Origin of the sequence: Nonomuraea sp. NPDC048892 (assembly GCF_040649735.1) — a bacterium.
Classification (GTDB): domain Bacteria; phylum Actinomycetota; class Actinomycetes; order Streptosporangiales; family Streptosporangiaceae; genus Nonomuraea; species Nonomuraea maheshkhaliensis.
The window spans coordinates 1-23,856 of record NZ_JBEZFZ010000007.1; the positions used below are offsets into that span (position 1 = coordinate 1).

Consider the following 23,856-nt stretch of genomic DNA (forward strand, 5'->3'; position numbering starts at 1 on the left):
AGCTGGAACCCTCCGACGGCCCATCATGACCCGAGTCTGAATCCCGAAACTCCGCCTGGCCAGACCACCAAGATCTTCAGGACATTCCTAGGCCGGAACGAGTATGTGTCAGTCTGGAGTGCAAGGCGGGACGGATGGAGGGTCCGATGGCGGTTCGCCGGGTCGTGCTCTGGGACATCGATCACACTCTCATCGACACGAGGGGAGTCGGACGCGAACTGTCAGCACAGGCCTTTGAGCAGGTCACTGGCGTGCCCATGATCAAGCAGGCGAAGATCGACGGCATCACCGAGCCGGTGATCTTCCGCGAGACCGCCAAGCTACATGGACTGCGTACCGAGCGTAAGGACTTCGACCGGTTCGCTTCGGCCCTCACCAAGGCCCATGTGGAGCGGGCTGCCGAGTTGCGAGAACGGGGTCACGCGCTGCCTGGCGCCGCGTCTGCCTTGGACGCGCTGTTCGCGATACCCGAAGTCGTGCAGACCGTGTTGACGGGCAATATCCGAATGGTCGCGGAGATCAAGCTCCAGGTCTTCGGCCTCGACAGGCATATCCGATGGGATATCGGCGCTTTCGGAGAAGATGACGATGTTCGTGCTGAGCTGGTGCGCATTGCCTTGAGCCGGGCGTCTGCTGCATTTGGCGAGACGGTCACGGCTCGTGACGCGGTACTTATCGGAGACACACCGGCCGACGTTGAGGCCGCTCTTGCGAATGATGTACCGGTGATCGCGGTGGCGTCGGGGCGAAGCTTGGCCGAGGACCTGCACGATGCGGGAGCAGCGCATGTTCTGCAGAGCCTGGAGAACCGTGATGCCCTCGTAACTCTGGTTACTGAGTGAGAGCTCTTCACCACCCGCAGCCGAGCATCCCGGTGCTTCGCTCGGACGCCGACCTCTGCAACGGCGTCAAGCACCGCAAGCTCTGGACCGGGAACAGCAAGACCGGCGATGACGGCACCATGATCAGCAGTCAGAGCGTCTCGGTCTTCCTGAGCTCCCCGTCATCACGGAACACCAGTGGTACGTGACCTCCGGGGGACGAGTACGTCATCATCGAGTTGGCCGACATTCTAGAGGCGTGACACGCCTGGTTGGCGGCACGGGATCTGCTGCGAGCGGCGCGTAGCGGACTGGGAGGACCGATCTCCGACGCCGGCTGGTCAAACTCACCGGCGCATGTGAGGAACATCTGACTCGTGCGCGGGCCGGGCGGCTGGGAATCTGAGGAGATGACGTTGAAGGCGTGGCGGTGGGTTCTGTTCCCCCGCCTCCACAGGAGGACATACAGGTTGCTGTCGGCCTGCGGAGCGACCATGGACTATCGCACAGCGTGGGGCTTGATCTTGCTCAGCGCGGGGAAGCATCCAGGGGGTCGCTTCCCCTGGGTCGGCGACGAACAGGCCGCGGTCGCCGGCGTCGTCACCGATGACTGGAACGCGATCTCGCACTCTGAGAAGTGGTGGCGGGTGGTATGGCTCGCGCGTGAAGGCGGCAAGACCCCTATCCAGCTCCTTGGTGTCAGCGAGCAGGACATCACGGCCGCCGGCCTGCGAGTTATCGACTGGGATGTGCCGACACCGCTGCCCACGCTTACCGGACCCCGGCCGCGGCGTCGCCGACGGCCGTCGTAGCCGAAACCGCGCCGTCACTGCTCATCTCGTCCGTACCCGCTGACCGGCTCGGTCTCCCGCGTGGGAATGGCGACTGCTCCGTTCGGGTGTCCTTGGTGCGCCTCCCAGACTGGTCAAGACGGTGTCCATGCGTTTCTGGCCTACCGTCCCTTCGCCTGCGCGGGAGAAGTAGGTCGTCTGCGGATCATGCGGCGGCGGTCCCGACGCAACGTGTGCTGCTCCTGATCACGCTCGGCCCCGACCGCGGGCTGCCCCGTTCCCGGACGGGCCGACTCTGCGCCGTCGTGCCCGGTCCTGGCAAGCCGGGCTCTCGCCCGCGCATCGATCTGGGCGGCGAGCCAGGGGGCTTCAAGATCTTTTGCTGCGCAAAACATCTTGAAGCCCCCTGAACGACCGGCTTGCCAGGCCCGTCCCGCCGTCGCTGTATCGGCTCGCCGGGACGGAGCACCCCCACTCACGGGGCTCCGCAGCCGGTCAAGGCGCAGACGACGCGGCACTCAGGCCGCACCAGGCGAAGGAGCGCACATGGACGACATGCAGATCAGTCTCACCGGACGCATCGCGTACGACCCGAAGTTCTGGGCCGCCGACGACGACAAGCCTCCGATGTGGTCCGCCTTGGTGGAGGTGGCTGGCCCGCCCACCCCAGGCCGGCACGGCACCTACGTGCCCACCCGCCGGGTCGAGGTGATCGCGCACGGCCTCGATGCCATCCGCGCCAGCGAGTCCTACCACGTCGGTCACGTCATCACCGTTCAGGGCCGCGACCTGATCGCGCGCGCCTACGAGACGAAGGACCGTCACAACCGGCCGATCGTTCGGGGCGTCATCCAGGTGGTGGCCCAGACCTTGGCGATGTCGACCCGCTACGACCCTGTTCACCAGCAGCCCGGCGCGTGGCCGCCGGCCTCCTCGCCCCGCCTGGCTCAAGGTGCGGCGACCCCGGTCATGGAGGAAGACCAGGTGGAAGCCGTCTCCACGGCCTGATCCGCGCTCCAGCGAACGAGCGGTTCCCGTGCCGGGGGCCGCTCGTTCGCCTTCGCGCCCGTGACCACGCGAAAGCTCGTCTCGGCAAAGGAAGGTGCCCTGCCTCGTCAGGCACGGTCCTGCCCAGCATCCGTCCCTATCGAAGGAAGCCTCACTCGTGTCTCTCGTCCCGCCGGATCTTCCCGACGTCGCCGTGCCGGAGAACCTGATCCTCTGGCACATCCCGCTGAAGTACCTGACGCACTTTCCCGACAACGTCCGTGAGGACTACGGCATCACCTCCGCCTTCTGCAAGTCGTTGCTCGCCAAGCAGCAGGTGGTGCTCACCGCGATTCCCATCCCCGACGACTATGAACGCCAGGAAGGCGAAGAGGACTACCTCTTCTGGGTGACCAAGGGCAACCGCCGCCTGGAAGGAGGCCGCAGGCTCCAGCTGGAGACGATGCTGTGCCTGGTTGATCTGACCATGGTCGGCGATCGAGCCGGACTGTTCATCGACCAGCTCGTCGAGAACGACGGAGACTTCCGCCTCCCTCTGTCGGCGTTCGAACAAGCCCAGGCCCTGTTTCAGGCGCATCAGGCAGGCGCCAGCCGCACCGAGCTGCGGCGGCGTACCGGCCGTACGAAAGAGCAGATCAGCGCGGGCATCGCGGCCGGCCGGATCAGCGAGCAGACCAAACGGGCCGCGCGCGCCATGGACCACGTCTGGACGCTCGACGACATCGCGTTGCTGTCGGAGTTCGACGGCGATGACGCGGCGCTGGCCAGGATTCAGCAGCGGATCGACTGGGGTCACCCCGTGGCCTATGCCGTCGAGACCGTTCGTGACGAACTGGCCGAGGAAGCCGAGCACGACAGGATCATCGCCAGGTTGGAGGAGGCCGGTGTTCGTGTCACCGAAACGCGTCCTCCGGAGGCGTTCCTGCTGCACACCCTGGCCCACCTCGTCGACGGGTTCGACCCGGAACCCGATCAGCATGCCGCTTGCGCCGGGCACGGCGCGTTCTTCTACAGCTACAACAAGACCCAGCCGGAGTACTACTGCACCACTCCCGCCGAACACGGCTACGCGCCCCCCGAGCCCTCGAACGCCCAGGCAGCGTCATCGTCTCGCGTGGACACCAAGCCCAGAGGGGACGAGCCGTCCAGGAAGATCGTGATCGAAGGACGTAACGCCTGGCCGCGTGTCGGCACCCTGCGACAGCAGTGGCTGGCGGAGTTCTTCCAGCGCAAGACCGCACCCAAGCCCGTGCTGCCGTTCGTTACCAAGATGCTGGTGGAGATGCCCGGTCCGGTACGGGACTACCTGACGTCGTCCCGTCGCAGCACGTTGTACAAGGAGTTCGGCGGACCGTCGGATGTCGACCAAGCACTACGGGACGCCTCGACCGGCCAGCAGGCCATGATGCTGCTGCGGCTCATCGCCGTGGCCTTCGAGCACCAGATGACCCGAGCCAGCCAGGACTGCAAGAACACCTGGCGGCCGGACAAGTACAGCCCGTGCTCTACCGAAGATGCGGCCCTGTGGCTCCGTTTTCTGGTCAACACCCTCGGGCCGGAACTCGGCACGCGCGCGCTGCAGCCGTACCAGCCCGCCCCGATCGAGCAGGCCCTCATCGACGGCACTCCCTACCGGGGAGACGTACCCGTCGATCAGGCAGACGTCGTGGAGGAAAGCCCCGGGGAGCACCCCGCGACAGTCGTACTCGAAGCGGGTCAATACTCCACCACCGCACGAGACGGCCGCGATGAGGATGCCACCTCGGACGTGACGGTCGGAGCTGAGAACACAGACGCCGCCGGCCAAGACTTCGAGGGCGCCGAGGCCGCCTGATCCCCGAATCTCCGGTCTGGTCCTGGGCGCTGCGGACCAGGACCAGACCGGTCCACCTCCACGCAGGCGAGTTCGAACTCACTCGCATCGTGCTCCTCGCAGTGCTACAGCAGCCGACCCGCAGCCTCACCCTCACACCATGCTCTCTGCGCCGCGGTCATGACCGCGGCGCTCTCATGTCCGAAGGGATCTTCAATGTCCAGCGCCTATACGCACCACCTACCTCTGTCCATCGGCGGCCAGATGGCCGTGCGGTCCGATCAAGGGCCGAACCCGTGGAATCTTCACCGCGTCACAGTGGCCGAATATCACGCCAGCGTCAGCGTGGCGATCTGTGAAGGCGACAGCGTCGACAACGACAGAGCCCGCGCCCGCGCCCATGCCCGGATCGCCGCCGAGGTCAGCGCGGTCGCCTCGACGCAGACGGCGAATGCCGCCGCCGGTCTCTACGCAGGTCGCAGCGCTCTCGAAACCAGCGTCATCGAAGAGACGGATCCGCCCCGCCAGCCGCAGGCGACCCGGATCGTGGGGTCCCTCATGACCGCGGTGGTCACCTACTGGACCGTTGATCTGTGCTGGATGGGGGAGAGCGTGCAAGCTTTCGCCCTCACGGGTGACATGGCCTTGCACGGTCTGATCCGGCCACCCGCACCGAAGCGGCACGCGATTGCGCCCGTTCGCCGCCAGCAGGTATGGCGTGAACCACCCGGTGGGGGCGAACAGGACGAGCGCGTACTCGACATCCGCCGGCTCCTGCTGTGCTCCGACAGCCTCACCCTTCCGCTCGGCACGTCTGATCTCACCCGGATCCTCCGCCGGCCTGTCCCCGCCCCGGCTACTTGCGCTGAACTCATCGCGGCGGCCAAACAGCGGGGTGCGCTCGACACCCTCACCATCGCCGTCATCGATCTGCCCCACCGTGGTGCCACAGATACCGAACCCGCCCTGGCCCGCCAAGACGTGCCTACTCGCGGTCCGGCTCTTCATCTGGTTCCCACCCGGGGAGCACCCGCTATGCGTGCAGCCTGACCGGTACGAGCGCACCAACCCGCAGGGTGCGATCACCCTTTTCTCTCCATCCACAGCAGCAAGTCACCGAGAAGGAGACCCGTGACCATCGCGTCCCCGCTTCCACCCCTGACCCTCCGAAACGCCACCCTCGACGACCTGGTCGAGGTGCTGCGTGCCCAGCACGCCCGGAAGATCGATGTCATCGTGCCTGCCGAGCGGTTGCGCGCCGTCGGCACCCACCTGGAACTGATCGGCACCGAATCTCTGGTCTCCGAGGACGGCGTCACCGCCACCGCGGGCCGCTACCTGCCCACCGCCCATTGCGATCAGGACATCGCCACCAAATTGGGCATCCCCTCGCCGTACCTGCGCCGTATGCGGGAGGAGAACGGCCGGCTGTACGACGTCAACGTCAACGGCTGGCTGCAGGCCGACCCGCACCGCCGGTTCCTGTTCCGGGGGTTGGCCGGCAGCGGGAGCACGGGCATCGGCCGGGCCCTGCTGTCCAACAGCTACAAGGTCATCGACAACCTCGACGTGCTCATGGCCGCGCTGGCCGGCATCAAGGAGAGCGGCGTCGCCGTCCAGATCGACGGGGCCGACCTGACCGAACGCCGCATGTTCCTGCGCGTGGCCTGCGAACAGATCCAGGCATATGCCCCTGAACTGGTCGGTGACTATCGAAGCCCCTTCTCGGGTGCCTCCGCCGCGGCCTACCCGGTGGTGTTCGCCGGCTTCCTGCTGGCCAACTCCGAGACCGGTGACGGCGCCTTCACCATCACTCCCAGGCTCACCCTGCAGGTGTGTCGCAACGGCATGACCATCAACCGGGACGTGGTGCGCGAGGTTCACCTGGGCGGCCGCATGGACGACGGGATCGTGCGGTGGAGCCAGGACACGCTGGCCAAGAGCATGCAGTTGGTCACCGCACGCGCGCGTGATGCCGTACGAACCTTCCTGGACGTCGACTACGTCCAAACCAAGATCACAGAGCTGGCCCGGGAAGCCCGCGTCGCCGTCACAGAGGCTGAGAAGACGATCGAGTTCGTCTCCACCAGGCTGTCCTTCACCAAGGATCAGCAGCAGCTCATCCTGCAGCACTTCTACAAGGGCGGCGCGATCACCGCCGGCGGCGTCATGCACGCGGTCACCAGCGCCGCCCAGGTCCTGGACGACGCGGAGAAGGCCTTTGAGATGGAAAGCCGCGGCGTCGATGCCATGCACCTGGCCGCGGCTTTCTGACTGCCGAGCAACGTACCCGCACCCGTATCGCTGCGAAAGATCCCTTCATGACGTCAGATCCTCAAACGCCCGTGGCTCGGCCGCAGCCCACTCCGCTGCCGATCACCCGGGATGACGTACTCATCTCCGACGACACGGCCATGGAAGCCATCCACCGCATCCTCAACCAGCACAGCGACTGGAACGGAACCACGTTCGACGCGATCGAGACCGTGATCCTCGCCACCGGCCGCAGGCTGGTCACCGCCGAGCCCATCGCCACCGAAGTGGAGTACGACGGCTGGGACTGGCCCATCGCCCGCGTCGCGACCGGGCCCCTGACCGCTCTGGTCCGGCAAGCCCCGGACGGCGGCATGTGCGTCGATCTGTTTCCCGCCGACGCCGCAGCGCGCCAAGCACTGCGTGTCCTGATCGACGGTCACATCGTCTACGGCATCCCCTTCGAGACGCCGGCCCCGGCTGACAGCGGAGCCTCCGTCATCGCCAACCGCAAAGCCGCACACGAGGGCACGAACACGAACCCCGAAGCCGGCACCTGACCACAGCGAATGGGCCCCACCCGCTCCAACAGGAACCGACCGACCTTCACAGAGAGGAGGAAGCGTGATCACCATCCACGTATCGCCGGCCCGAGGCATCATCGTCACCGGCACCGGCCCGGAACATCGAAGGCTGCTCGGCAGCCGCAAACGCGGCGGTCTAGGCCTGAGATGGGCCAACCTCATCGAATACGACGGGCGACACGGCGCCTGGTACGAACCGAACTCCCGCGACCGGCACGCCTCCGAGCACCAGGACCGGATGGAGCAAATCGCCGCCACGCTGCGGGCCGCCGGCCTGTCCGTCACCATCGACGTCACCGACGAGGCTCGCTCGGCCGAGCAGATCGAGGCCGAAATGTACGCACGCGCCTCCAATCGGGCGCGAATCTACCGCCGACGCGCCGCCGAAGCCGCCGCCCGGGCCGAGCGACATCGCACGCAAGCAGCCGCGGCCACCCGCGGCTACTCACCCGATCAGCCGGTTCTGCTCGGCAGCTCCAAGCAACGTGCCCACGAAAGGGCCATCGAACGCAACCACAGCCACACCCGTAAGGCCATCGAGGAGGCCGACCGCCACCAATACTGGATCACTCGCTCACGCGCGGCCGAACACCTCAAGCAACACCGCCGCGATCCCAGGGCCACACTGCGGCGCATCGACCGCCTGCACGAACAGCTCCGTCGGATCGAACGCAGCCTGAGCGGCGAGGCTCACCCCCAATTCGTCGAACGCGACGGCGAAGTCGTCCTCACCGACAGCGGCAACCCTGTGCTGGAGTGGCAACCCGCGACCGGTGACTACCGCGAGCGGCTCCTGCTGGACCAGGCCCAGCTGTCCGGAAAGATCGCCTACTGGCAGGACGTCCTCGCGCAGGCGGCGGCCGAAGGAGTCAAGATCTGGGGCCCGGCCGACTTCCGCGCCGGCGACTTCGTTCTCTACCTCGGCACCTGGTACGAGGTGCTCCGCGTCAACGCCAAGAGCCTGACCGTGCCGACCGGCCATCACGAAGTCGGCCGTCGAATCCTGCGCCAAGGCGACAACGTCGATCGCGCCGGACAACCCTCCCGCGCCACCGGCCGGCTGCCCTACGCCGAAGTCCAAGGCCGGCTGAGCAGCGCAGAAGCCGCCACGCAGTTCCCGCCCCAGCCAGGCCACTAAGACCCCCTTAACCACCATCGGCGCCTCCTTCCCCGAGGCGCCGGCACAGCCATGCCCATGTGCTGAGAAGAAGGTCCCGAATTGCCCTACACCCGATCGACGGCGCCCCTGGTCGACGCCGTCACCCTGAACCTGACCGCCTACGGAGACCTCCGCGTCCTGGCCAAGCCCAACCCGGCCACCGGCGTGCTGCGCTGCTTGGTCCGCAGCCCCTCCGTCACCGGCATCTTCACCCTGGAACCCGACTTCGACTACGACACCGTCGATCCCGCCACCACCCGGCTGAAGGTCCATTACGGCGACGAACTCCCGACGGGAGCTCACACCGGTACGTACCGCCCTCACCGCCCTCTCGTCCACGGCGCCGTCCGCCTGGTCGACTACAGCGTCATCAACGCCCGTGACCCCAGCCCGCACGGCATACGGATCTACCACCGCGACGCCACCACCGGACACCGGCGAGCACGCGTCTCCACCGCCGTCACCCGGCACGTCGCCGCCGTCCTCGCAGCCCTGGCCACCTACTGGCTACAGCGGCCCGACCTCGACCGGCTCCGCCGCGCCGCGGCCCGCACCCTCCTGCGGCACGTCGGCCTGCACCGCAAGCTCGCCACCATCGCCGAACTCGAAGCCCTCATCGCCCACCGGCGGCGCGAGCTCGACGAACAACGCGCCCAGCTGACTCGCATGCACGAGCTCCTGGCCGAAGACGCCCCCTCCGCACAGCCCGCCGACGGCACGCACGTCGCTCACGACGCCGCCTGACCGCCGCGAACAACGAAAGGAAGAACCATGTCCCATCCGAACCGCCGCCACATCACCGTCATCCTGGATCGGTCCGGTTCCATGCACCCCATCAGGAGTGACGTCGAAGGCGGCCTCACGGCGTTCTTCGCCGCCCAGGAGAGCAACCCCGCCGAAACCCTGGTCTCGCTCTACCAGTTCGACCACCGCTACAAGAGCGTCTACGAATACCGCCCGCTGGCCGACCTGCCGGACTTCCGCCTGGTACCCGAAGGAAGAACAGCCCTCCTCGACGCCATCGGCATGACCATCACCCGCATGCGGGAACACTTCGACACCATGCCTGAGAGCGAGCAGCCAGGCGAAATCATCGTCGTGATCATCACTGATGGCCACGAGAACGCCTCCAGCCAATGGCGCTCCCGTACCAAGATCCGCCACCTCATCGAGGAGCAGACCGCTCGCGGCTGGAAGTTCCACTACCTGGACGCCACCCCGGACGCCTTCACCAAGGCCGCGAGCTACGGCATTCCACGCGAGACAACCCTGCAGTTCGGCACTGATCACACACTGGACGCGCTCACCCGAGCAGGACGCGTCACCTCCCATGGGGAAGACGGCTTCTCCAGCGACGACCGCGACGCCACCCGCTACTGACTCCGGCCACGCTCCGGCGCGCACGACCAACGATCACCCCATCGCCCGCAGCTTCCAGCAGAGCAGGAACCCCGTTAAGCCCACCGCACAAGGAAGATCCATGCCTCACCACCACGAGCCCATTCCCACTGCGGACCTGACCACGGTCACACTTCGCACCCCCGCCGACATGGTCGCCGTACTGCCATACCTCATCGGCTACCACCAGGACAACACCATCCACCTCGCCCTCCTCGACGGAGATCACCTCCAGGCCGTCCTGCACCGCGAACTACCCGAACAGTCCAAGGACGTGGCCGACTTCGTCACCGACACCGTCCACATGCTGAAGCGAAACCGGGCCGCTGCTGTCGTCCTGGTCGGCCACGGCCCAGGTGAGACGGTCACCCCAGTCATGGACGCCCTGGCCCCCGCACTCAGCGCCCAGCACATCGACGTGATCGACATGATCCGGTACGAGAACGGGCGATGCTGGTCCTACCTCTGCTCGAACCCGGCGTGCTGTCCACCGGACGGTGTTCCGTACGGCACCTTCACCAGTTCCGCGGTCGCCCACCTGGTCGCCGCCGGGATGGTGGCGATGCCCGACAAGGAGACCTTCGAGGAGATCCTCCAACCCGGTCAGGCGCAGGAACGCGAGGCCATGACGAGGGCCACGGTCACCGCCCGCGTACGAGCCGAGGCCATGCTGAACGCTCCGAACCTCGACGACCATTACTGGTTCGACGAAGGACGCAGATGCGCCCGAGAATGCTTCGAGCATGTCCGAGGCGGACGTCTCATCCCCGCCGAAGACCTGGCCTGGCTGGGAATCCTTCTCACAGCGGTTACCGTCAGGGACATCGCTTTCACGATCTGCTGCGAAGACGGTCCCGATGTCGCACAACAATTCTGGACCGAAGTGACCCGACGCATCGACCCGCGCTACGCCGCGGCGCCGGCCACCAATCTGGCCTTCACCGCCCTCCGAAACGGAGCCGGATCGCTGGCCCGCATCGCGGTCAACCGTGCCCTTCAAGCCGAGCCCGACAACTCCTTCGCCCGGCTCATCGCCACTGCCCTGCAATCAGGTATCACCTCATCGGCGTTCGAGGACCAGACGAACGTGGACGACCTCGTCACCAGCATCACCCAGCACGCGACACAGCATCCCCGCTCCGCTCGGCCAGTGCTGCCGACTCCTCCTGACGACATCACCCCCTGACGGCACCGCGTGGAGCTTCAGCTTCGACGCGCCCGTACCAGGCTTCGGCCATCGTCAGCGGCTCGATCGCCAGCCCCGAGGCCCGGCGTTTGATCACAACAACAGGTCGAAGAGTCTGGTCACCCGCTCCCACTGCTCGGTGGCCGGGTTCTTCAGCGTGGGATAGACGATGGTGAACGCCTTGGCCAACGCCAGGGAGAGCCCGCCCGCCACGGCTGACAGCCGCGACTCGGTCTCCTCGCTGAGCGACAGGTCGAGCGGCGGCAGCGCCCTGAGCTCCGCCAGGATCGAAGCCAGCTCCAGTTCCTCGTTCAGATCCCGGAAGTGGTTCATGCTCTCTTGCAGGCCCTTGGTGATGGGCAGGTCCCAGAACTCGATGATGTCGCGCCCATTCGACTTCGCCGCAGCCTCGGCGACGACGAGCATGTCGTACATCTTCCGGTTGACGAAGTCGCTGTATCGCTTGAGGTCGGACTTGTCCACGTCCAGCCCCGCAGCGGCGCGGAAGAAGTGCTCGAACCTGGAAATCGCGATCACCGGCATCGGGATCACCATCCTCCCTGTCGATTCCCTGTCTTGGTGAACCTTTCGTGCACCAGGCGGACCGCCATGGCGCCCTCCCCGACCGCGGACGCCACTCGTTTGACCGATCCGCTGCGGACATCCCCCACGGCGAACACGCCGGGCCGCCCGGTCTCCAGAGGAAGGGCCTCCCCATGCGACGACGAACCTTGCCCCGTGACGACGAAGCCCCGGTCGTCCAGCGCGACGACGCCCGCCAGCCAGCCGGTGTGCGGATCCGCGCCGATGAACACGAACATCGCGTTGGTCTCGATCTCGGTGAACTGTCCCGTCTGGTTGTTCTGGGCGCGCACGGCTCGCAGGGAGTCCTCGCCGAGCAGTTCGCGTACCTCGGTGTTGAACAGGACCTCGATGCCGGACGTCCGGCTGATCGCGTCGGTGAGGTAGCGCGACATGCTCTCGCCGAGACTGCCGCCGCGGACGAGCATGCGCACTGATGAGGCGTTCCTGGCCAGGTACAGTGCTGCCTGGCCTGCGGAGTTGCCGCCGCCGACGATGACCACCGGCGCCTGCCTGCACATGCGCAGCTCGAACGGCGTCGCCGCGTAGTAGACGCCGCAGCCTTCGTACTTCTCCAGGTCGGGAACGTCGAGTTTGCGGTAACGAGCGCCGGTTGCGATGAGCACCGCGTGACCCTGCACAGCAGGCCCGTCTTCGACGAGCACGCTGTAGTGGCCATTCTCGGTCTCCAGTCCGCACGCCTCGGCCGGTACGGTCAGCCGTGCCCCGAACCTGGCCGCCTGAATAACGGCGCGTTCAGCGAGCTCGGCGCCCGAGATGCCCGACGGGAAGCCGAGGTAGTTGTCGATGCGGGAGGAGGTGCTCGCCTGGCCGCCCGCAGCGACCGCGTCGAGCACGATGGTGGTCAGGCCCTCCGAAGCCCCGTACACGCTCGCCGCCAGGCCCGCGGGGCCCGCACCCACGATGATCAGATCGCACACGCCGTCGCCGGGCCGTGGTACGGGCAGGCCGATGGTCTTGGCCAGCATGGCCACGGTCGGGTTGCGCAACACCTGGTCTCCGTGCCAGATCACGACCGGCGTCTCCTGCGGGGAGATGCCGAGCTGGCGCAGCAGCGCCTCCGCTTCCTCATCCTCCTCCACATCGATCCATCGGTGCGGAAGCCTGTTGCGGGCGGCGAACTCACGTAGCCGGCGTGCGTCGGGCGAGTAGCGCGAGCCGATGATGCGGAACCCGGCGTCCATGCCGATCAGCAGACTACGGCGGGTCAGGTAGGCCCGCAGGATGAGGTCCCCGAACGCCGGGTCACCGGCCACCAGCGCGCGCACCTGGTCGGCGCCGACGGCCAGGATCTCACCGGCCTCCCGCACGACTGCGGTGAGGAACCCGGCCTGGCCGGTGAGCAGGCCCAGCTCGCCGAGGAAACGCCCGGGGCCGTGGACGGCGATCGTGCGTTCCTCCTCGCTGCGATACCCCTCCACCATGGCCACCGTGCCGCGCAGGATCGCGATGAACTCGCCGATCGGCTCGCCTTCCCGGTAGAGGACGTCGCCGGGCGACACGGGCCTGCGCTCGCCGCACTGCGACAGGTTCGCGATCCGCCGCTCATCGAGCCGGGGATAGGCGCCGTACAGGTCCGGTGTCTCGGGCAGGGTGGCCGGCGACCGCGTCATGACGGCGCCCTCAGCGTGTCCTCAACCCATTCGCGCAGTTGGGGCGCCGGGGCCGCGCCGACGCGCTGCGCCACGACGCGGCCCTCGTTGAGCATCATGAGCGCCGGGACACCCGTGATGGTGAAGCGTTGCGAGAGGGCCGGGGACCGGTCCACATCGACCTTGACGAGCTTCACGCGTCCCGCCAGCTCTTGGGCGACTTGTTCGAGCGCGGGCGTGACCATCCGGCACGGCCCGCACCATTCCGCCCAGAAGTCGACGAGGACCGGCAGATCGGCCCGTTGGGCGACTTCCGCGAAGGTGTCGTCGTCCGCCTCGGCGATCCACGGCAACGGTTGGTGGCAGTTGCCGCAGCGGGGCGTTCCCGAGGCGGCGTCTGGAACCCGGTTCGGCCTCCCGCAGTTCGCGCAGCGCGCAGTAGGCATGTCAGCCTCCCGGGGCGTAGAAGGTGACGTTCAGCTCGCCCTTGTCAGCGCCGACCACGATGGTCGAGCCGTCGGGGACGTCTCCCGCGAGCAGGGCCCGTCCGATCCTGGTCTCGACCTCGCGGGCGATGAACCGGCGCAGCGGCCGGGCGCCGTAGACGGGGTCGTACCCCTGATTGGCGATGAGCTTGCGGGCCTCCTCGGAGACCTCCAAGGTGAGCCGCCGGTCGGCCAGCCGCTGCCTGATGTCGGTGAACATCAGGTCGACGATCTGCTCGATCTCCGCCTCGGTCAGCGGCTTGAACAGCACGATGTCGTCGATCCTGTTGAGGAACTCGGGCCGGAAGTGCCGGCGCAGCTCTGCCATCACGCCGTCGCGGGCCTCGGGCTTGATCTCGCCGTCGGAGGTGATCCCGTCGAGAAGATGGTGGGAGCCGATGTTCGAGGTCATGATGATCACGGTGTTGCGGAAGTCGACCGTGCGGCCCTGCGCGTCCGTCAGCCGGCCGTCGTCCAGGACCTGCAACAGCGTGTTGAAGACGTCCGCGTGCGCCTTCTCGATCTCGTCGAACAGCACCACCGAGTACGGCTTGCGCCGCACCGCCTCCGTGAGCTGGCCGCCCTCTTCGTAGCCGACGTAGCCGGGAGGCGCCCCGACCAGGCGGCTGACCGTGTGGCGCTCCTGGTACTCGCTCATGTCGATACGGACCATGTTGTCCTCGGTGTCGAACAGAGCCTCCGCGAGGGACCTCGCCAGTTCGGTCTTGCCGACGCCGGTCGGGCCGAGGAAGAGGAACGATCCGATGGGACGCTTGGGGTCCTTGATGCCCGAGCGGGCACGGATGATGGCGTCGGCCACGAGCCGCACGGCCTCCTCCTGGCCGACGACGCGCTCGTGCAGGATCTGGTCGAGCTTGAGCAGCTTGTCCCGCTCGGCTTCCTGCAGCCGCGCCATCGGGATGCCGGTCCAACGGGAGACGATGTCCGCGATCTCCTTTTCGGTCACCACCTCGCGCAGCAGCCGGTGGCCGTTCTGCCGGGTACCCAGCCGTTCCTCCTCGGCGTTCAGGCGGCGCTCCAGCTCGGGCAGCCTGCCGTGACGCAGCTCGGCGGCGCGGTTGAGGTCGTAATCACGTTCGGCCTGCTCGGCCTCCCTGCGGACGCTCTCGATCTCCTGCCGCAGGCTCTGCACCTTACGCAGCGCCGAGCGCTCGGCCTCCCACTGTGCCCGCATCGCCTCGCTCTCGGCCCGCGTGGCGGCCAGTTCCTTGCGCAGCTCGTCCAGACGCTGCCGGCTCGCCGGGTCGTTCTCCTTGGACAGCGCGGCCTCCTCGATCTCCAGCCGCATCACCCGCCTGGTCAGCGCGTCCAGCTCGGCAGGCATGGAGTCGATCTCGGTCCGGATCATCGCGCACGCCTCGTCCACCAGATCGATCGCCTTGTCCGGCAGGAACCGGTCGGAGATGTAGCGGTGGCTCAGTGTCACGGCGGCGACGAGCGCGCTGTCCTGGATTTTCACGCCGTGGAAGACCTCCAGGCGTTCACGCAGGCCACGCAAGATTGAGATGGTGTCCTCGATCGTGGGCTCGTCGATCAGCACCGGCTGGAACCTGCGCTCCAGGGCGGCGTCCTTCTCGATGTGCTTGCGGTACTCGTCTACCGTGGTCGCGCCGATCATATGCAGTTCGCCACGGGCCAGCATCGGCTTGAGCATGTTGCCGGCGTCCATGGCGCCCTCGGTCGCCCCGGCGCCGACCACGGTGTGGAGCTCGTCCACGAACAGCAGGATCTGCCCCTCGGCCGCCTTCACCTCGTTCAGCACGGCCTTGAGGCGCTCCTCGAACTCCCCGCGGTACTTGGCGCCGGCCACGAGGGAGCCCATGTCCAGGCTGAAGATCGTCTTGTCGCGCAGTCCTTCGGGGACATCGCCGCGGACGATTCGCTGGGCGAGCCCTTCGACGACGGCCGTCTTACCGACTCCGGGATCGCCGATCAGGACCGGGTTGTTCTTGGTCTTACGAGAGAGGATCTGGATCACCCGCCGGATCTCCGTGTCGCGGCCGATCACCGGGTCTAGCTTGTCCGCCCGGGCGTCGGAGACCAGGTCGCGCCCGTACTTCTCCAGCGCCTCGTAGGCCACCTCCGGCATGGCCGAGGTGACGCGCTGATTGCCCCGCACGGCGGTCAGCGCTTCCAGGAACCGATCCCTGCTCAGGCCCTGACCGTGCACGAGACGTCCTGACGCGGTCGTGGATCCCTCCTCGATGAGGGCCAGCAGCAGGTGCTCGACGGAGACGTACTCGTCCTTGAGCCGGCGTGCCTCCCGGTCCGCGGCGTCGAACAGCCGCGACAGGCGCTGGGTGACGAACACCTGGCCGGGCGCGGCGCCCGGGCCGCTGACCCTGGGCCGTCGCGACAGCTCGTCCTCCAGATCGGCGTGCAGGCGCTCGGGATCGGCGCCGGCCTGCTCCAGCAGCCTGGGCGCCAGCCCCTCGGGCTGGTCGAGCAGGGCCAGCAGGAGGTGCTCGCCGTCCACCTCGGTGTGGCCGAAGCGCAAGGCTTTGGTCTGGGCGTCGTGCAGGGCTTCCTGTGACTTCTGCGTCATCCTGTTCGGGTCCACTCCAGCCCCCTAGCGTGGTCGTGGGAGGTCGCGCAGGGCGGCCTCCAGCTCCCCGATCCGGTCGAGGAGATCGATCACCACGCCGATCGCGGCGTAGTTGATGGACAGTCCCTCGTGCAACCGCTGGATGCGGGCCGCCGCCGTCACCTGGGCGGGCGTGAAGCACAGCTCCCCCCCGGCGTTCCTGACCGGGTCCAGCAGGCCGAGCGCCACCAGCCGGCGCACCACCTGGGGGTGCAGGCCGGTGACCCGCGCGTAGGTGTCCAGGTCGAGGAGGGCCGTGCGGACGAGCGCGTAGCTCATGAGCGCCTCCTGGGGTCGAAGTGCGAGACGGCGGCGAGCTGTTCGAACAGGCGTCGCTCCTCATCGGTGAGCCTGGGCGGCACCATGATCCGGGACTCGGCGTAGAAATCGCCTGCGGCTCCGCGCGGATGAGGCATGCCACGCCCTTTCAGACGCAGGCGGCGGCCCGTGGATGTGCCCGCCGGCACCTTCACCTTGGCTTCGCCGCCCGGCGTGTCGACGGTGACCGTGGCGCCGAGCGCCGCCTCCCAGGGAGCCAACGGCAACGGGGCGTAGATGTCGCGGCCGTCCAGGCGGTAGCGGGGATGGTCGGCGATCCGCACGATCAGGTGGAGGTCGCCTGGCTGGGCCCCCTCGCTGCCGTGCCCGCCTTGGCCGGCGAGCCTGATCCGCTGCCCGTTCGTGACCCCGGGCGGGATGGTGACATCCAGCCGCTTGCCTCCGGGAAGCGTGATGCTGCGGCGCCCGCCGTGATAGGCCTCCTCCACGGTCAGCGTCAGCTCCGCCTCCTGGTCGGCGCCGGGCACCGGCCCCCACTGCCGCCTGCCCCGGCCACCGAACATGCCGCCCAGGAGGTCTTCCAGGTCGATGCCCTCGTCCGCGCCGAAGCCGAAGCCCTCGGCGCCGGTCGAGCGCCATCGGCCACCCCCTGCGCCGGCCCCCGCTCCGGCCCGCGCGCCCGCGCCCGCTCGGGTGCGTGCGCGCGCCCAGTCGGCGGGATCGACGTCGGGCGGCACCTGGCGGAAATCGTGTCCGAACGCGTCGTAGCGGCGACGAGTCTCGGGATCGGAGAGGACGCTGTAGGCCTCCGAGATCTCCTTGAACCTGTCCTCGGCACCGGGATCTTTATTGACGTCGGGATGGTAGGCGCGCACGAGCTTGCGGTAGGCCCGCTGGATCTCGTCGGCGTCGGCATTCCGGTCGACGCCGAGCACCTCGTAGAAGTCCCGGCGTTCGGCCATCACTCCTCCTTCTTCGCGACGGCCACGATCGCCGGCCTGAGCTGCCGCTCGTCGTCGCCGTAGCCGGGCCTGAGCACCTCCACCACAGTGCCCGGATCGGCGTCTGCCCGTTCGACTGTCGTCACCGCCTCATGGCGGGCGGGGTCGAAGGGCACGCCGGTTTCGTCGTGACGGGGGTAGCCGAGCTTGTTGAGCAGGGTGACCGCCTGGTCCCGTACCGCTCGTACCCCTTCAAGGACGGCGTCCGCGCCGCCGTCGTCACGGACCGCGTGGTTCAGCGCGAGCTCCAGGTTGTCCAAGATGGGCAGCCACTCGGCCGTCACCTTGGACCGCTCTTCAGCCCTGATCCGCTCGGCGTCGCGGGCGATGCGCTTGCGCAGGTTGTCCAGCTCCGCGACCGCCCGCAGCCATCGGTCCTCCAGCTCCGCCAGCTTCGCGTCGGTATCCGCGGGCGCGGCCGCCTCCGCGGGTGCCTGCTCGCCCCGCGGGGCGGCCGTGCCGGCCTGGTCATGGGTCTCGGATCTGTGCTCGTTCATGTCACTCGGGCTCCGAGGTCGTGAATTCGGCGTCGATCACGTCCTCGTCACTGGCCGGGGCTTGTTCCGTCCTGCCCTGCGGCGGCACACTGGGCCCGGCGCCCGCGGCGGCCCCGAGTCCGTGATAGAGCTGCTGCAGCTCTCCGCTGAGCGCGCGCAGCCGGTCCACCGGCACCTCTTCCTTGATCGCCTGCCTGGCGTCTTGGACGAGCTGCTCCCCGCGCGCCTTCTCGTGCACGGGCACCGCGTCACCCAGCTCCTGGAGCCGGCGCTCCACCTGATAGGCGACCGAGTCCAGCTCGTTGCGCGCGTCGATGGTCTCCCGGAGCCGGAGGTCATCCGTACGGTGCTGCTCGGCGTCGGCGACCATCCGCTCGATCTCCTGCTTGTCCAGGTTGGAGCTTTCACTGATGGTGATCCGCTGTTCGGCACCGGTGTCCTTGTCCCGGGCGGAGACGTTGAGGATGCCGTTGGCGTCGATGTCGAAGGTGACCTCGATCTGAGGCACTCCCCGCGGCGCGGGCCGGATGTTCTCCAGCCGGAAGCGTCCGAGTACCCGGTTGTCGGCGGCGCGCTCCCGTTCCCCCTGGAGGATGACGACGTCGACGGCGTTCTGGTTGTCCTCGGCCGTGCTGAAGACCTCGGTCCGCCGCGCCGGGATCGTCGTGTTGCGCTCGATGACCTTGGTCATGAGCCCGCCGAGGGTCTCGACACCGAGTGACAGAGGCGTGACGTCGAGAAGGACGACGTCCTGCACCTCGCCCTTGATGATCCCGGCCTGGACCGCCGCGCCGATGGCGACGACCTCGTCCGGGTTCACCGTCATGTTGGGCTCCTTGCCGTCAGTCAGCCGGCGCACGAGATTCTGCACGGCTGGCATCCGGGTCGACCCGCCGACCAGAATCACCTCGTCGATGTCCGCGGGCCTGAGCTTGGCGTCCTCCATCGCCTGCTTGACGGGAGTGACGCACCGCTCGACCAGGTCGGCCGTGATCTGCTCGAACGTAGACCGCATGAGCGTGGTGTTGAGATGCTTCGGCCCCGAGGCGTCCGCCGTGACGAACGGCAGGCTGATCGTGGTCTGGGTCACCTCGGACAGCTCGACCTTGGCCTTCTCGGCCGCCTCGAACAGGCGTTGCAGGGCCTGAGGGTCGTTGCGCAGGTCGATGCCCTGGTCCCGGTGGAACTCGTCGGCCAGGTGGTCGACGATCCGGCGGTCGAAGTCGTCGCCGCCGAGATGCCCGTCCCCGGACGTGGCGCGGACCTCGACCACTCCTTCACCGATGTCCAGGATGCTCACGTCGAAGGTGCCGCCGCCCAGGTCGAAGACCAGCACGGTCTCGTTGGACTTCTTGTCCAGCCCGTACGCGAGCGCCGCCGCCGTCGGCTCGTTGATGATCCGCAGGACCTCGAGCCCCGCGATGCGTCCCGCGTCCTTGGTCGCCTGGCGCTGGGCGTCGTTGAAGTATGCCGGAACGGTGATGACCGCTTCAGTCACCTTCTCGCCGAGGTACTTCGCCGCGTCTGCGGCGAGCTTTCTCAGGACGAGGGCCGAGACCTCCTCCGGCGCGTACTGCCGGTCGCCCACCTGGAAGCGGACGGCTCCCTCCGGGCCCTCGACGACGTCGAAGGACACCGCGTGGGTTTCGCTCCCGACCTCCTCATAGCGACGGCCGATGAAGCGTTTGGCGGAGTAGATCGTTCCTTTCGGGTTGAGTATGGCCTGGCGGCGGGCCAGTTGGCCCACCAACCGTTCGCCCTGGTCGGTGAACGCGACCACGGACGGAGTCGTCCGCGAGCCTTCCGCGTTGGGCAGCACAGTGGGATGACCGTCCTCTGTGGCGGCGATCACCGAGTTCGTCGTGCCGAGATCGATGCCGACTGCTTTCGCCATTTCTCGCTTCCCCCTTGTGCTCCCGTTCGAGCTCTATCCGGTCATTCCTCGCAGCAGTTCACGAGCTGTGGCCGCGTGCTCCGGCTCGACGAGGACCTCATATCTGTCAGCGACGAGGGCGCTCTCGGAGATGAAGTCCCGCTTGCCGCCCAGCATCATGTGCGAGATCAGGCCGAAGATCGCTCCTGCCACGGCACCCCACAGCAGCCCCCACAACACCAGGGGAAACACTGTCGCGACCGTAGTCGTGAAGATCGCCAGGAACAGTCCGATGAGCAGTCCGAACCAGGCTCCGCCCGCCGCGCCCCAGCCGGTGGCCCGCAAATTGGTCATGCGTGCGACGACCTGCTCTACTGAGCGCAGGCCCACGCCGACGATCAGCGTTCCGCGCACGGGGAATCCGTGGTCGGACAGGTAGTCGACGATCTTCTGCGCCTCCTTGTAGCTGCGTGAGCTTGCGATCGGTTCCAGGTTGGTTGCGATGGGATCCGATGGCGCGAGGGACACGGCCCCTCCTCTCCCGCCTCAGGCGAAAATCTGGATGACCACCCTTCCCACTCTCACCCGGGCTTCTCGCGGCCACATCCCCCAGGTATGTAGTCATTCGCCGGAACCCCGCGCCGGCAGGGGGCCAGCAGCGCCCTCCGCCGGGCGGCTGACCGAGACGTCCCCCGACTGCTCCGCCGCCAGCCGCGCGAGCTCGACCCGGGATCTGATGCTCAGCTTGCGGAAGACGTGCCTCAGGTGGAACGCGACCGTGTGCACGCTGATGAACATCTGTTCCGCGATCTCCCGGTTGGTGCATCCGTCCGCCGCCAGCAACGAGATTCCGTGCTCGGTTTCGGTCAGGCTCTCCCACCCGGAGACCGGGCGCTCGGCGTAGCTCCAGTGCCGATGGCGTACTCCCACGCCACGCAATCTCTGCCGGATACGCGCGGAGTCCCGCAGGGAACCGATGTCGCGATACAGGCACAGGGCGCGGTCCAGGCTCTGAGCCGCCGCCACGCGCTGCCCGGCGGCGGCGAGCATCGTGCCGAGGTCCTCCTCGGCAGAGGCTCGCGCCCACACGTCCTCGGCCGGTCCGGCGGCCAGGGCCAGCGCGTCGCGATCCCCGTCGAGCAGGCCCCGCGCATGCGCCGCGGCGGCGGCCAGCGTGGGAAACGCATGGTTGGCCCGGCCGAGGGCCTCCGCGGCGGCGACCACGGACCCGGCCATCGCCCGCTCGTCCGCAGCCAGGGCGACCCGGACCATCCAGGGGCCCGCTGCGGCCTCCATGCCGAGCGGCAGCGGAAGAGGCAGCCCCGCGAGCAGGGTCATCGCGCTGCGCGGCCCATCTCGTGCCTCCGCGACCTGTGCGCCCAGCAGAGTGTGCCGAAAGCGTGCCTCGGCCGTTCCCCCAGGCCGCTCCGCGAGGTGGTGAACCGCCTCCTGCAGCTCGCCGCGTCGCAGCGCGACAGCGGCGAGCACGGCGCCGGCCGCCGCAGCCGACAGCGGCGTGTGGAGCGCGCCGGCCAGGTCCAGGGCCCTCCTCGCCTCGGTGACCGCGCCGTCGAAACGTCCCGCGAGCAGCTCCAGCCGGGCTGCCAGCGCCGAGGCGTCCGCCGCCCAGGCCATATGACCGTGACCGAACATGTCCTTGCGCGCCTGGCGCAGCATGGCCTGCGCCTCATCCAGCCGATGGACGTCGACGAGCACGGCGGCGGCCGTCAGACAAGCCTCGTAGCGGCGTTCCTTCGTCGCGTCGGCGCCGGCCAGCCGTCCGGCACTTTCTGCCAGGGCCAGCGCGCTGGAGAGCCGGCCCTCGCGACGCTCGGCGACGGCCAGGGCGACCAGCGCGGCGGTCCTGGCCGCGGAGCCGTATCGGTCCTTACCGTCGATGACCTCCTGCGCGAACGACCGCGAGCAGCCGGCGTCACGCAGACGCGCCGTGGCGTACAGATGCACGAGGGTGGCCCGGTCGCGTACATGGCGGGGCAGGCCCGGCACCGCCAGCACAGTCTCGGCCTCGTAGATCGCCTCGTCACCCCGGCCCGTCAAGTACATGGTGTCCGCGAGCAAGCAGCGCGACTCGGCCGAGCCGTACACGGATTCGTGCTCGGCGAGGCGGTCTCGGGCCATCTGCTCGGCCTCGTCCAACCGGCCGCTGGCGACCGCCGCCTCTATCGCGGTGGAGGCTGGACCGGTGAGCAGCCGGGCCGGGCGGCCGACAGCGCCCATGAGAACGCCGGATTGGTCGAGCAGGGTCCGTCGCACCGATGGGGGGATGCCCGCGGCGACGATGTCCCCGACCAGATCATGACGAAAGGTCAGGCCGTGCTCGGTCACGAGCAGGATGCCCGCGGCCGTCGCCTCCTCCGTGACCGTGAGCAGTGCCGCCGGCGTGGTGTCGAGCAGCGACGCGGCGTGCTCCAGAGACAGCGAGCGACGGAGCACGGCGATCATCTCCACCAGGCTCCTGGCCTCCGCGCTCAGGGCGTCCATCCAGCTTCGCACCACCATCCGCAGCCGGTCAGGCGTGTGGGCCCGCGCCACGTCCCCGCCGGAGAGCAGCCCTTCCTCGCGCAGCCCCGCGAACAACTCGGTGATCAGCAGCGGATTCCCTCCGGCCGAGGCGGCCAGCGCCCGCGTCGCTGGATTGGGGGACCCTCCGACCGCGTCCGCCGTCAGTGCCGCGACCGCCTGGGACGACAGCGGTGCTAGCGTCACCCTGTCGGTGCCCTCCCGCTCCAGGATGTCGAACAGCGCCACGGCCTGGCACGCGTCCGGCGCGGTCGAGCGGGACATCAGCCAGCCGATGGGCAGGTTGGCGAGCAGGTCGTGCAGGGTGTGCAGCATCCTCAGCGTCGCCGGGTCCGCCCGTTGCAGGTCGTCGAACACGGCCAGCACCGGCCCCGTGGCCAGCCGCTCGAAACCCGCCCGCAGTCGCTCCAGGTCCAGCGAGCCGGAGCGGGTGGAACCGTCATCTCCTCCCGGCTCGGACCGCAGGTCGAGGGCATCCAGCAACATGCTGCACGGAGCGAGTTCGCCCAGCTCCTCCACCCTGCCGTGCACGACCCCGATCCCGCGTTCGGATGCCTCGGCGACGGCTTCGGACAGCAGCCGGCTCTTCCCCGACCCCGGCTCTCCGTCCACCAGCAGCGTCCCGCTCCCACCTCGCCGCAACCTCCGCAGCAGGCTTTCGACGTGACGCCATTCCCGATCGCGTCCCCGCATGACTCCTCCCACGGAGCGCCTGCCACGACAGGAAACGGGGAATCTCATGCCCGACAAGATCTTTCGTTCCTGACGGGGCAACTACCCGGCTGGGGGATGTGACCCATGTCCGCCCAGCCGAAACTTGACGCGAGGGCCTGCCCGCCGAGGCGAGGAAGGAGCCAAGGAGATGGCGGAAACTGGTTATGCGCCGTTCAACCGTACGGTGGACAAGACGAACCGCGTGCTGCGGGAGATCGAGGAGGCGCACGGCTGGACGCCTGAGCGCCGCAACCAGTCCTACGCCGCTTTGCGCGCCGTGCTGCACGCGCTGCGCGACCGGCTGACCGTGGAAGAGAGCGCCCAGCTCGCCGCCCAGTTGCCGTTGCTGATCCGCGGGGTCTACTACGACGGCTGGCGTCCAAGCACCGTGCCGGTCAAGGCCCATCGCAAGGAGTTCCTCGACCGCATCTCCTGCGAGCTGGCCTTCGAGCTCCAGGAAAGCGAGGAAGAACTGGTCAAGAAGGTTTTGCGAGCGCTCAGGAAGCACATTACCGATGGCGAGTGGGAGGACGTGAAGTCCACCATGCCGAAGGATCTGACCTCTATCCTGCCCTGATCGCCGACCCGAACTCCGATCGGCGACACACCGGCCGGGGTCCCGTGGGCATAGAGGCTCATTGGGATGCTGGAGC

22 protein-coding genes are annotated in these 23,856 nt (G+C 68.1%); 12 read left to right on the forward strand and 10 right to left on the reverse strand.

Features of this window, described 5'->3' with window-relative positions; translation table 11 throughout:
• The first annotated feature begins 146 nt into the window (after positions 1-146).
• The 11 genes from AB0C28_RS24015 to AB0C28_RS24065 all read left to right on the forward strand — a co-directional run bounded on the left by AB0C28_RS24015 (position 147) and on the right by AB0C28_RS24065 (position 11,013).
• Positions 147-842, forward strand: a complete 696-nt coding sequence (locus tag AB0C28_RS24015; protein ID WP_358077405.1) for a haloacid dehalogenase-like hydrolase — start codon at positions 147-149, stop codon at positions 840-842.
• Between the two features lie 473 nt (positions 843-1,315).
• On the forward strand, positions 1,316-1,633 hold the full coding sequence (locus tag AB0C28_RS24020; RefSeq protein ID WP_358077408.1) for a hypothetical protein: 318 nt from the start codon (positions 1,316-1,318) through the stop codon (positions 1,631-1,633).
• 525 nt (positions 1,634-2,158) lie between these two features.
• Positions 2,159-2,620, forward strand: coding sequence for a hypothetical protein (locus AB0C28_RS24025; RefSeq protein ID WP_358077412.1), 462 nt, complete (start codon positions 2,159-2,161; stop codon positions 2,618-2,620).
• 193 nt (positions 2,621-2,813) lie between these two features.
• Positions 2,814-4,454, forward strand: a complete 1,641-nt coding sequence (locus tag AB0C28_RS24030) for a hypothetical protein (RefSeq protein WP_358077415.1) — start codon at positions 2,814-2,816, stop codon at positions 4,452-4,454.
• Between the two features lie 195 nt (positions 4,455-4,649).
• Positions 4,650-5,483 (forward strand): hypothetical protein, encoded by an 834-nt coding sequence (locus tag AB0C28_RS24035; RefSeq protein WP_358077417.1) that lies wholly within the window; start codon positions 4,650-4,652, stop codon positions 5,481-5,483.
• Positions 5,484-5,564: 81 nt separating this feature from the next.
• A complete protein-coding gene (locus AB0C28_RS24040) occupies positions 5,565-6,707 on the forward strand; it encodes a DUF932 domain-containing protein (protein WP_358077420.1) in 1,143 nt (380 codons plus the stop codon).
• Between the two features lie 71 nt (positions 6,708-6,778).
• Entirely contained in the window at positions 6,779-7,246 is a 468-nt protein-coding gene (locus AB0C28_RS24045) for a hypothetical protein (RefSeq protein WP_358077423.1), read from the forward strand.
• Positions 7,247-7,310: 64 nt separating this feature from the next.
• A complete protein-coding gene (locus tag AB0C28_RS24050) occupies positions 7,311-8,408 on the forward strand; it encodes a DUF3560 domain-containing protein (RefSeq protein ID WP_358077426.1) in 1,098 nt (365 codons plus the stop codon).
• Between the two features lie 81 nt (positions 8,409-8,489).
• Positions 8,490-9,173, forward strand: coding sequence for a hypothetical protein (locus AB0C28_RS24055; RefSeq protein WP_358077429.1), 684 nt, complete (start codon positions 8,490-8,492; stop codon positions 9,171-9,173).
• Between the two features lie 27 nt (positions 9,174-9,200).
• Positions 9,201-9,809, forward strand: a complete 609-nt coding sequence (locus AB0C28_RS24060; protein WP_358077432.1) for a vWA domain-containing protein — start codon at positions 9,201-9,203, stop codon at positions 9,807-9,809.
• A 100-nt stretch (positions 9,810-9,909) separates the two neighbouring features.
• Positions 9,910-11,013 (forward strand): DUF4192 domain-containing protein, encoded by a 1,104-nt coding sequence (locus AB0C28_RS24065; protein WP_358077434.1) that lies wholly within the window; start codon positions 9,910-9,912, stop codon positions 11,011-11,013.
• 93 nt (positions 11,014-11,106) lie between these two features.
• Here the strand turns inward: AB0C28_RS24065 and AB0C28_RS24070 are convergent, their stop codons facing one another.
• The 10 genes from AB0C28_RS24070 to AB0C28_RS24115 form a co-directional block, all read right to left on the reverse strand.
• Positions 11,107-11,556: a DUF1931 family protein gene (locus AB0C28_RS24070; protein WP_358077437.1), complete on the reverse strand. Its 450-nt coding sequence runs from the start codon at positions 11,554-11,556 to the stop codon at positions 11,107-11,109.
• Between the two features lie 5 nt (positions 11,557-11,561).
• Complete coding sequence (locus AB0C28_RS24075) at positions 11,562-13,229, reverse strand: FAD-dependent oxidoreductase (RefSeq protein WP_358077440.1); 1,668 nt, start codon at positions 13,227-13,229, stop codon at positions 11,562-11,564.
• Complete coding sequence (gene trxA, locus AB0C28_RS24080) at positions 13,226-13,561, reverse strand: thioredoxin (RefSeq protein ID WP_358077443.1); 336 nt, start codon at positions 13,559-13,561, stop codon at positions 13,226-13,228. Before trxA ends, AB0C28_RS24075 begins: the two co-directional genes overlap by 4 nt.
• Positions 13,562-13,655: 94 nt before the next feature.
• Positions 13,656-16,274: an ATP-dependent chaperone ClpB gene (clpB, locus tag AB0C28_RS24085; RefSeq protein WP_358077446.1), complete on the reverse strand. Its 2,619-nt coding sequence runs from the start codon at positions 16,272-16,274 to the stop codon at positions 13,656-13,658.
• A gap of 9 nt (positions 16,275-16,283) precedes the next feature.
• Positions 16,284-16,577, reverse strand: a complete 294-nt coding sequence (locus AB0C28_RS24090; RefSeq protein WP_358077449.1) for a chaperone modulator CbpM — start codon at positions 16,575-16,577, stop codon at positions 16,284-16,286.
• Entirely contained in the window at positions 16,574-17,539 is a 966-nt protein-coding gene (locus tag AB0C28_RS24095; RefSeq protein WP_358077452.1) for a DnaJ C-terminal domain-containing protein, read from the reverse strand. The genes AB0C28_RS24090 and AB0C28_RS24095 overlap by 4 nt, the downstream gene beginning before the upstream one ends.
• The gene (locus tag AB0C28_RS24100; RefSeq protein ID WP_358077455.1) at positions 17,539-18,075 is read right to left on the reverse strand and encodes a nucleotide exchange factor GrpE; all 537 of its coding nucleotides are present in this window, start codon (positions 18,073-18,075) and stop codon (positions 17,539-17,541) included. Before AB0C28_RS24100 ends, AB0C28_RS24095 begins: the two co-directional genes overlap by 1 nt.
• 1 nt (position 18,076) lies before the next feature.
• The gene (dnaK, locus tag AB0C28_RS24105) at positions 18,077-19,969 is read right to left on the reverse strand and encodes a molecular chaperone DnaK (RefSeq protein ID WP_358077458.1); all 1,893 of its coding nucleotides are present in this window, start codon (positions 19,967-19,969) and stop codon (positions 18,077-18,079) included.
• A gap of 33 nt (positions 19,970-20,002) precedes the next feature.
• Positions 20,003-20,476, reverse strand: coding sequence for a general stress protein (locus tag AB0C28_RS24110; RefSeq protein ID WP_358077461.1), 474 nt, complete (start codon positions 20,474-20,476; stop codon positions 20,003-20,005).
• A gap of 93 nt (positions 20,477-20,569) precedes the next feature.
• Positions 20,570-23,182 carry an AAA family ATPase gene (locus tag AB0C28_RS24115; protein ID WP_358077464.1) on the reverse strand — a complete coding sequence of 871 codons (2,613 nt, stop codon included), beginning with the start codon at positions 23,180-23,182 and terminating at the stop codon, positions 20,570-20,572.
• A 169-nt stretch (positions 23,183-23,351) separates the two neighbouring features.
• Here AB0C28_RS24115 and AB0C28_RS24120 point away from each other — a divergent pair, with 169 nt between their 5' ends.
• Positions 23,352-23,780 (forward strand): DUF2267 domain-containing protein, encoded by a 429-nt coding sequence (locus tag AB0C28_RS24120; protein ID WP_358077467.1) that lies wholly within the window; start codon positions 23,352-23,354, stop codon positions 23,778-23,780.
• Positions 23,781-23,856 lie beyond the last annotated feature (76 nt).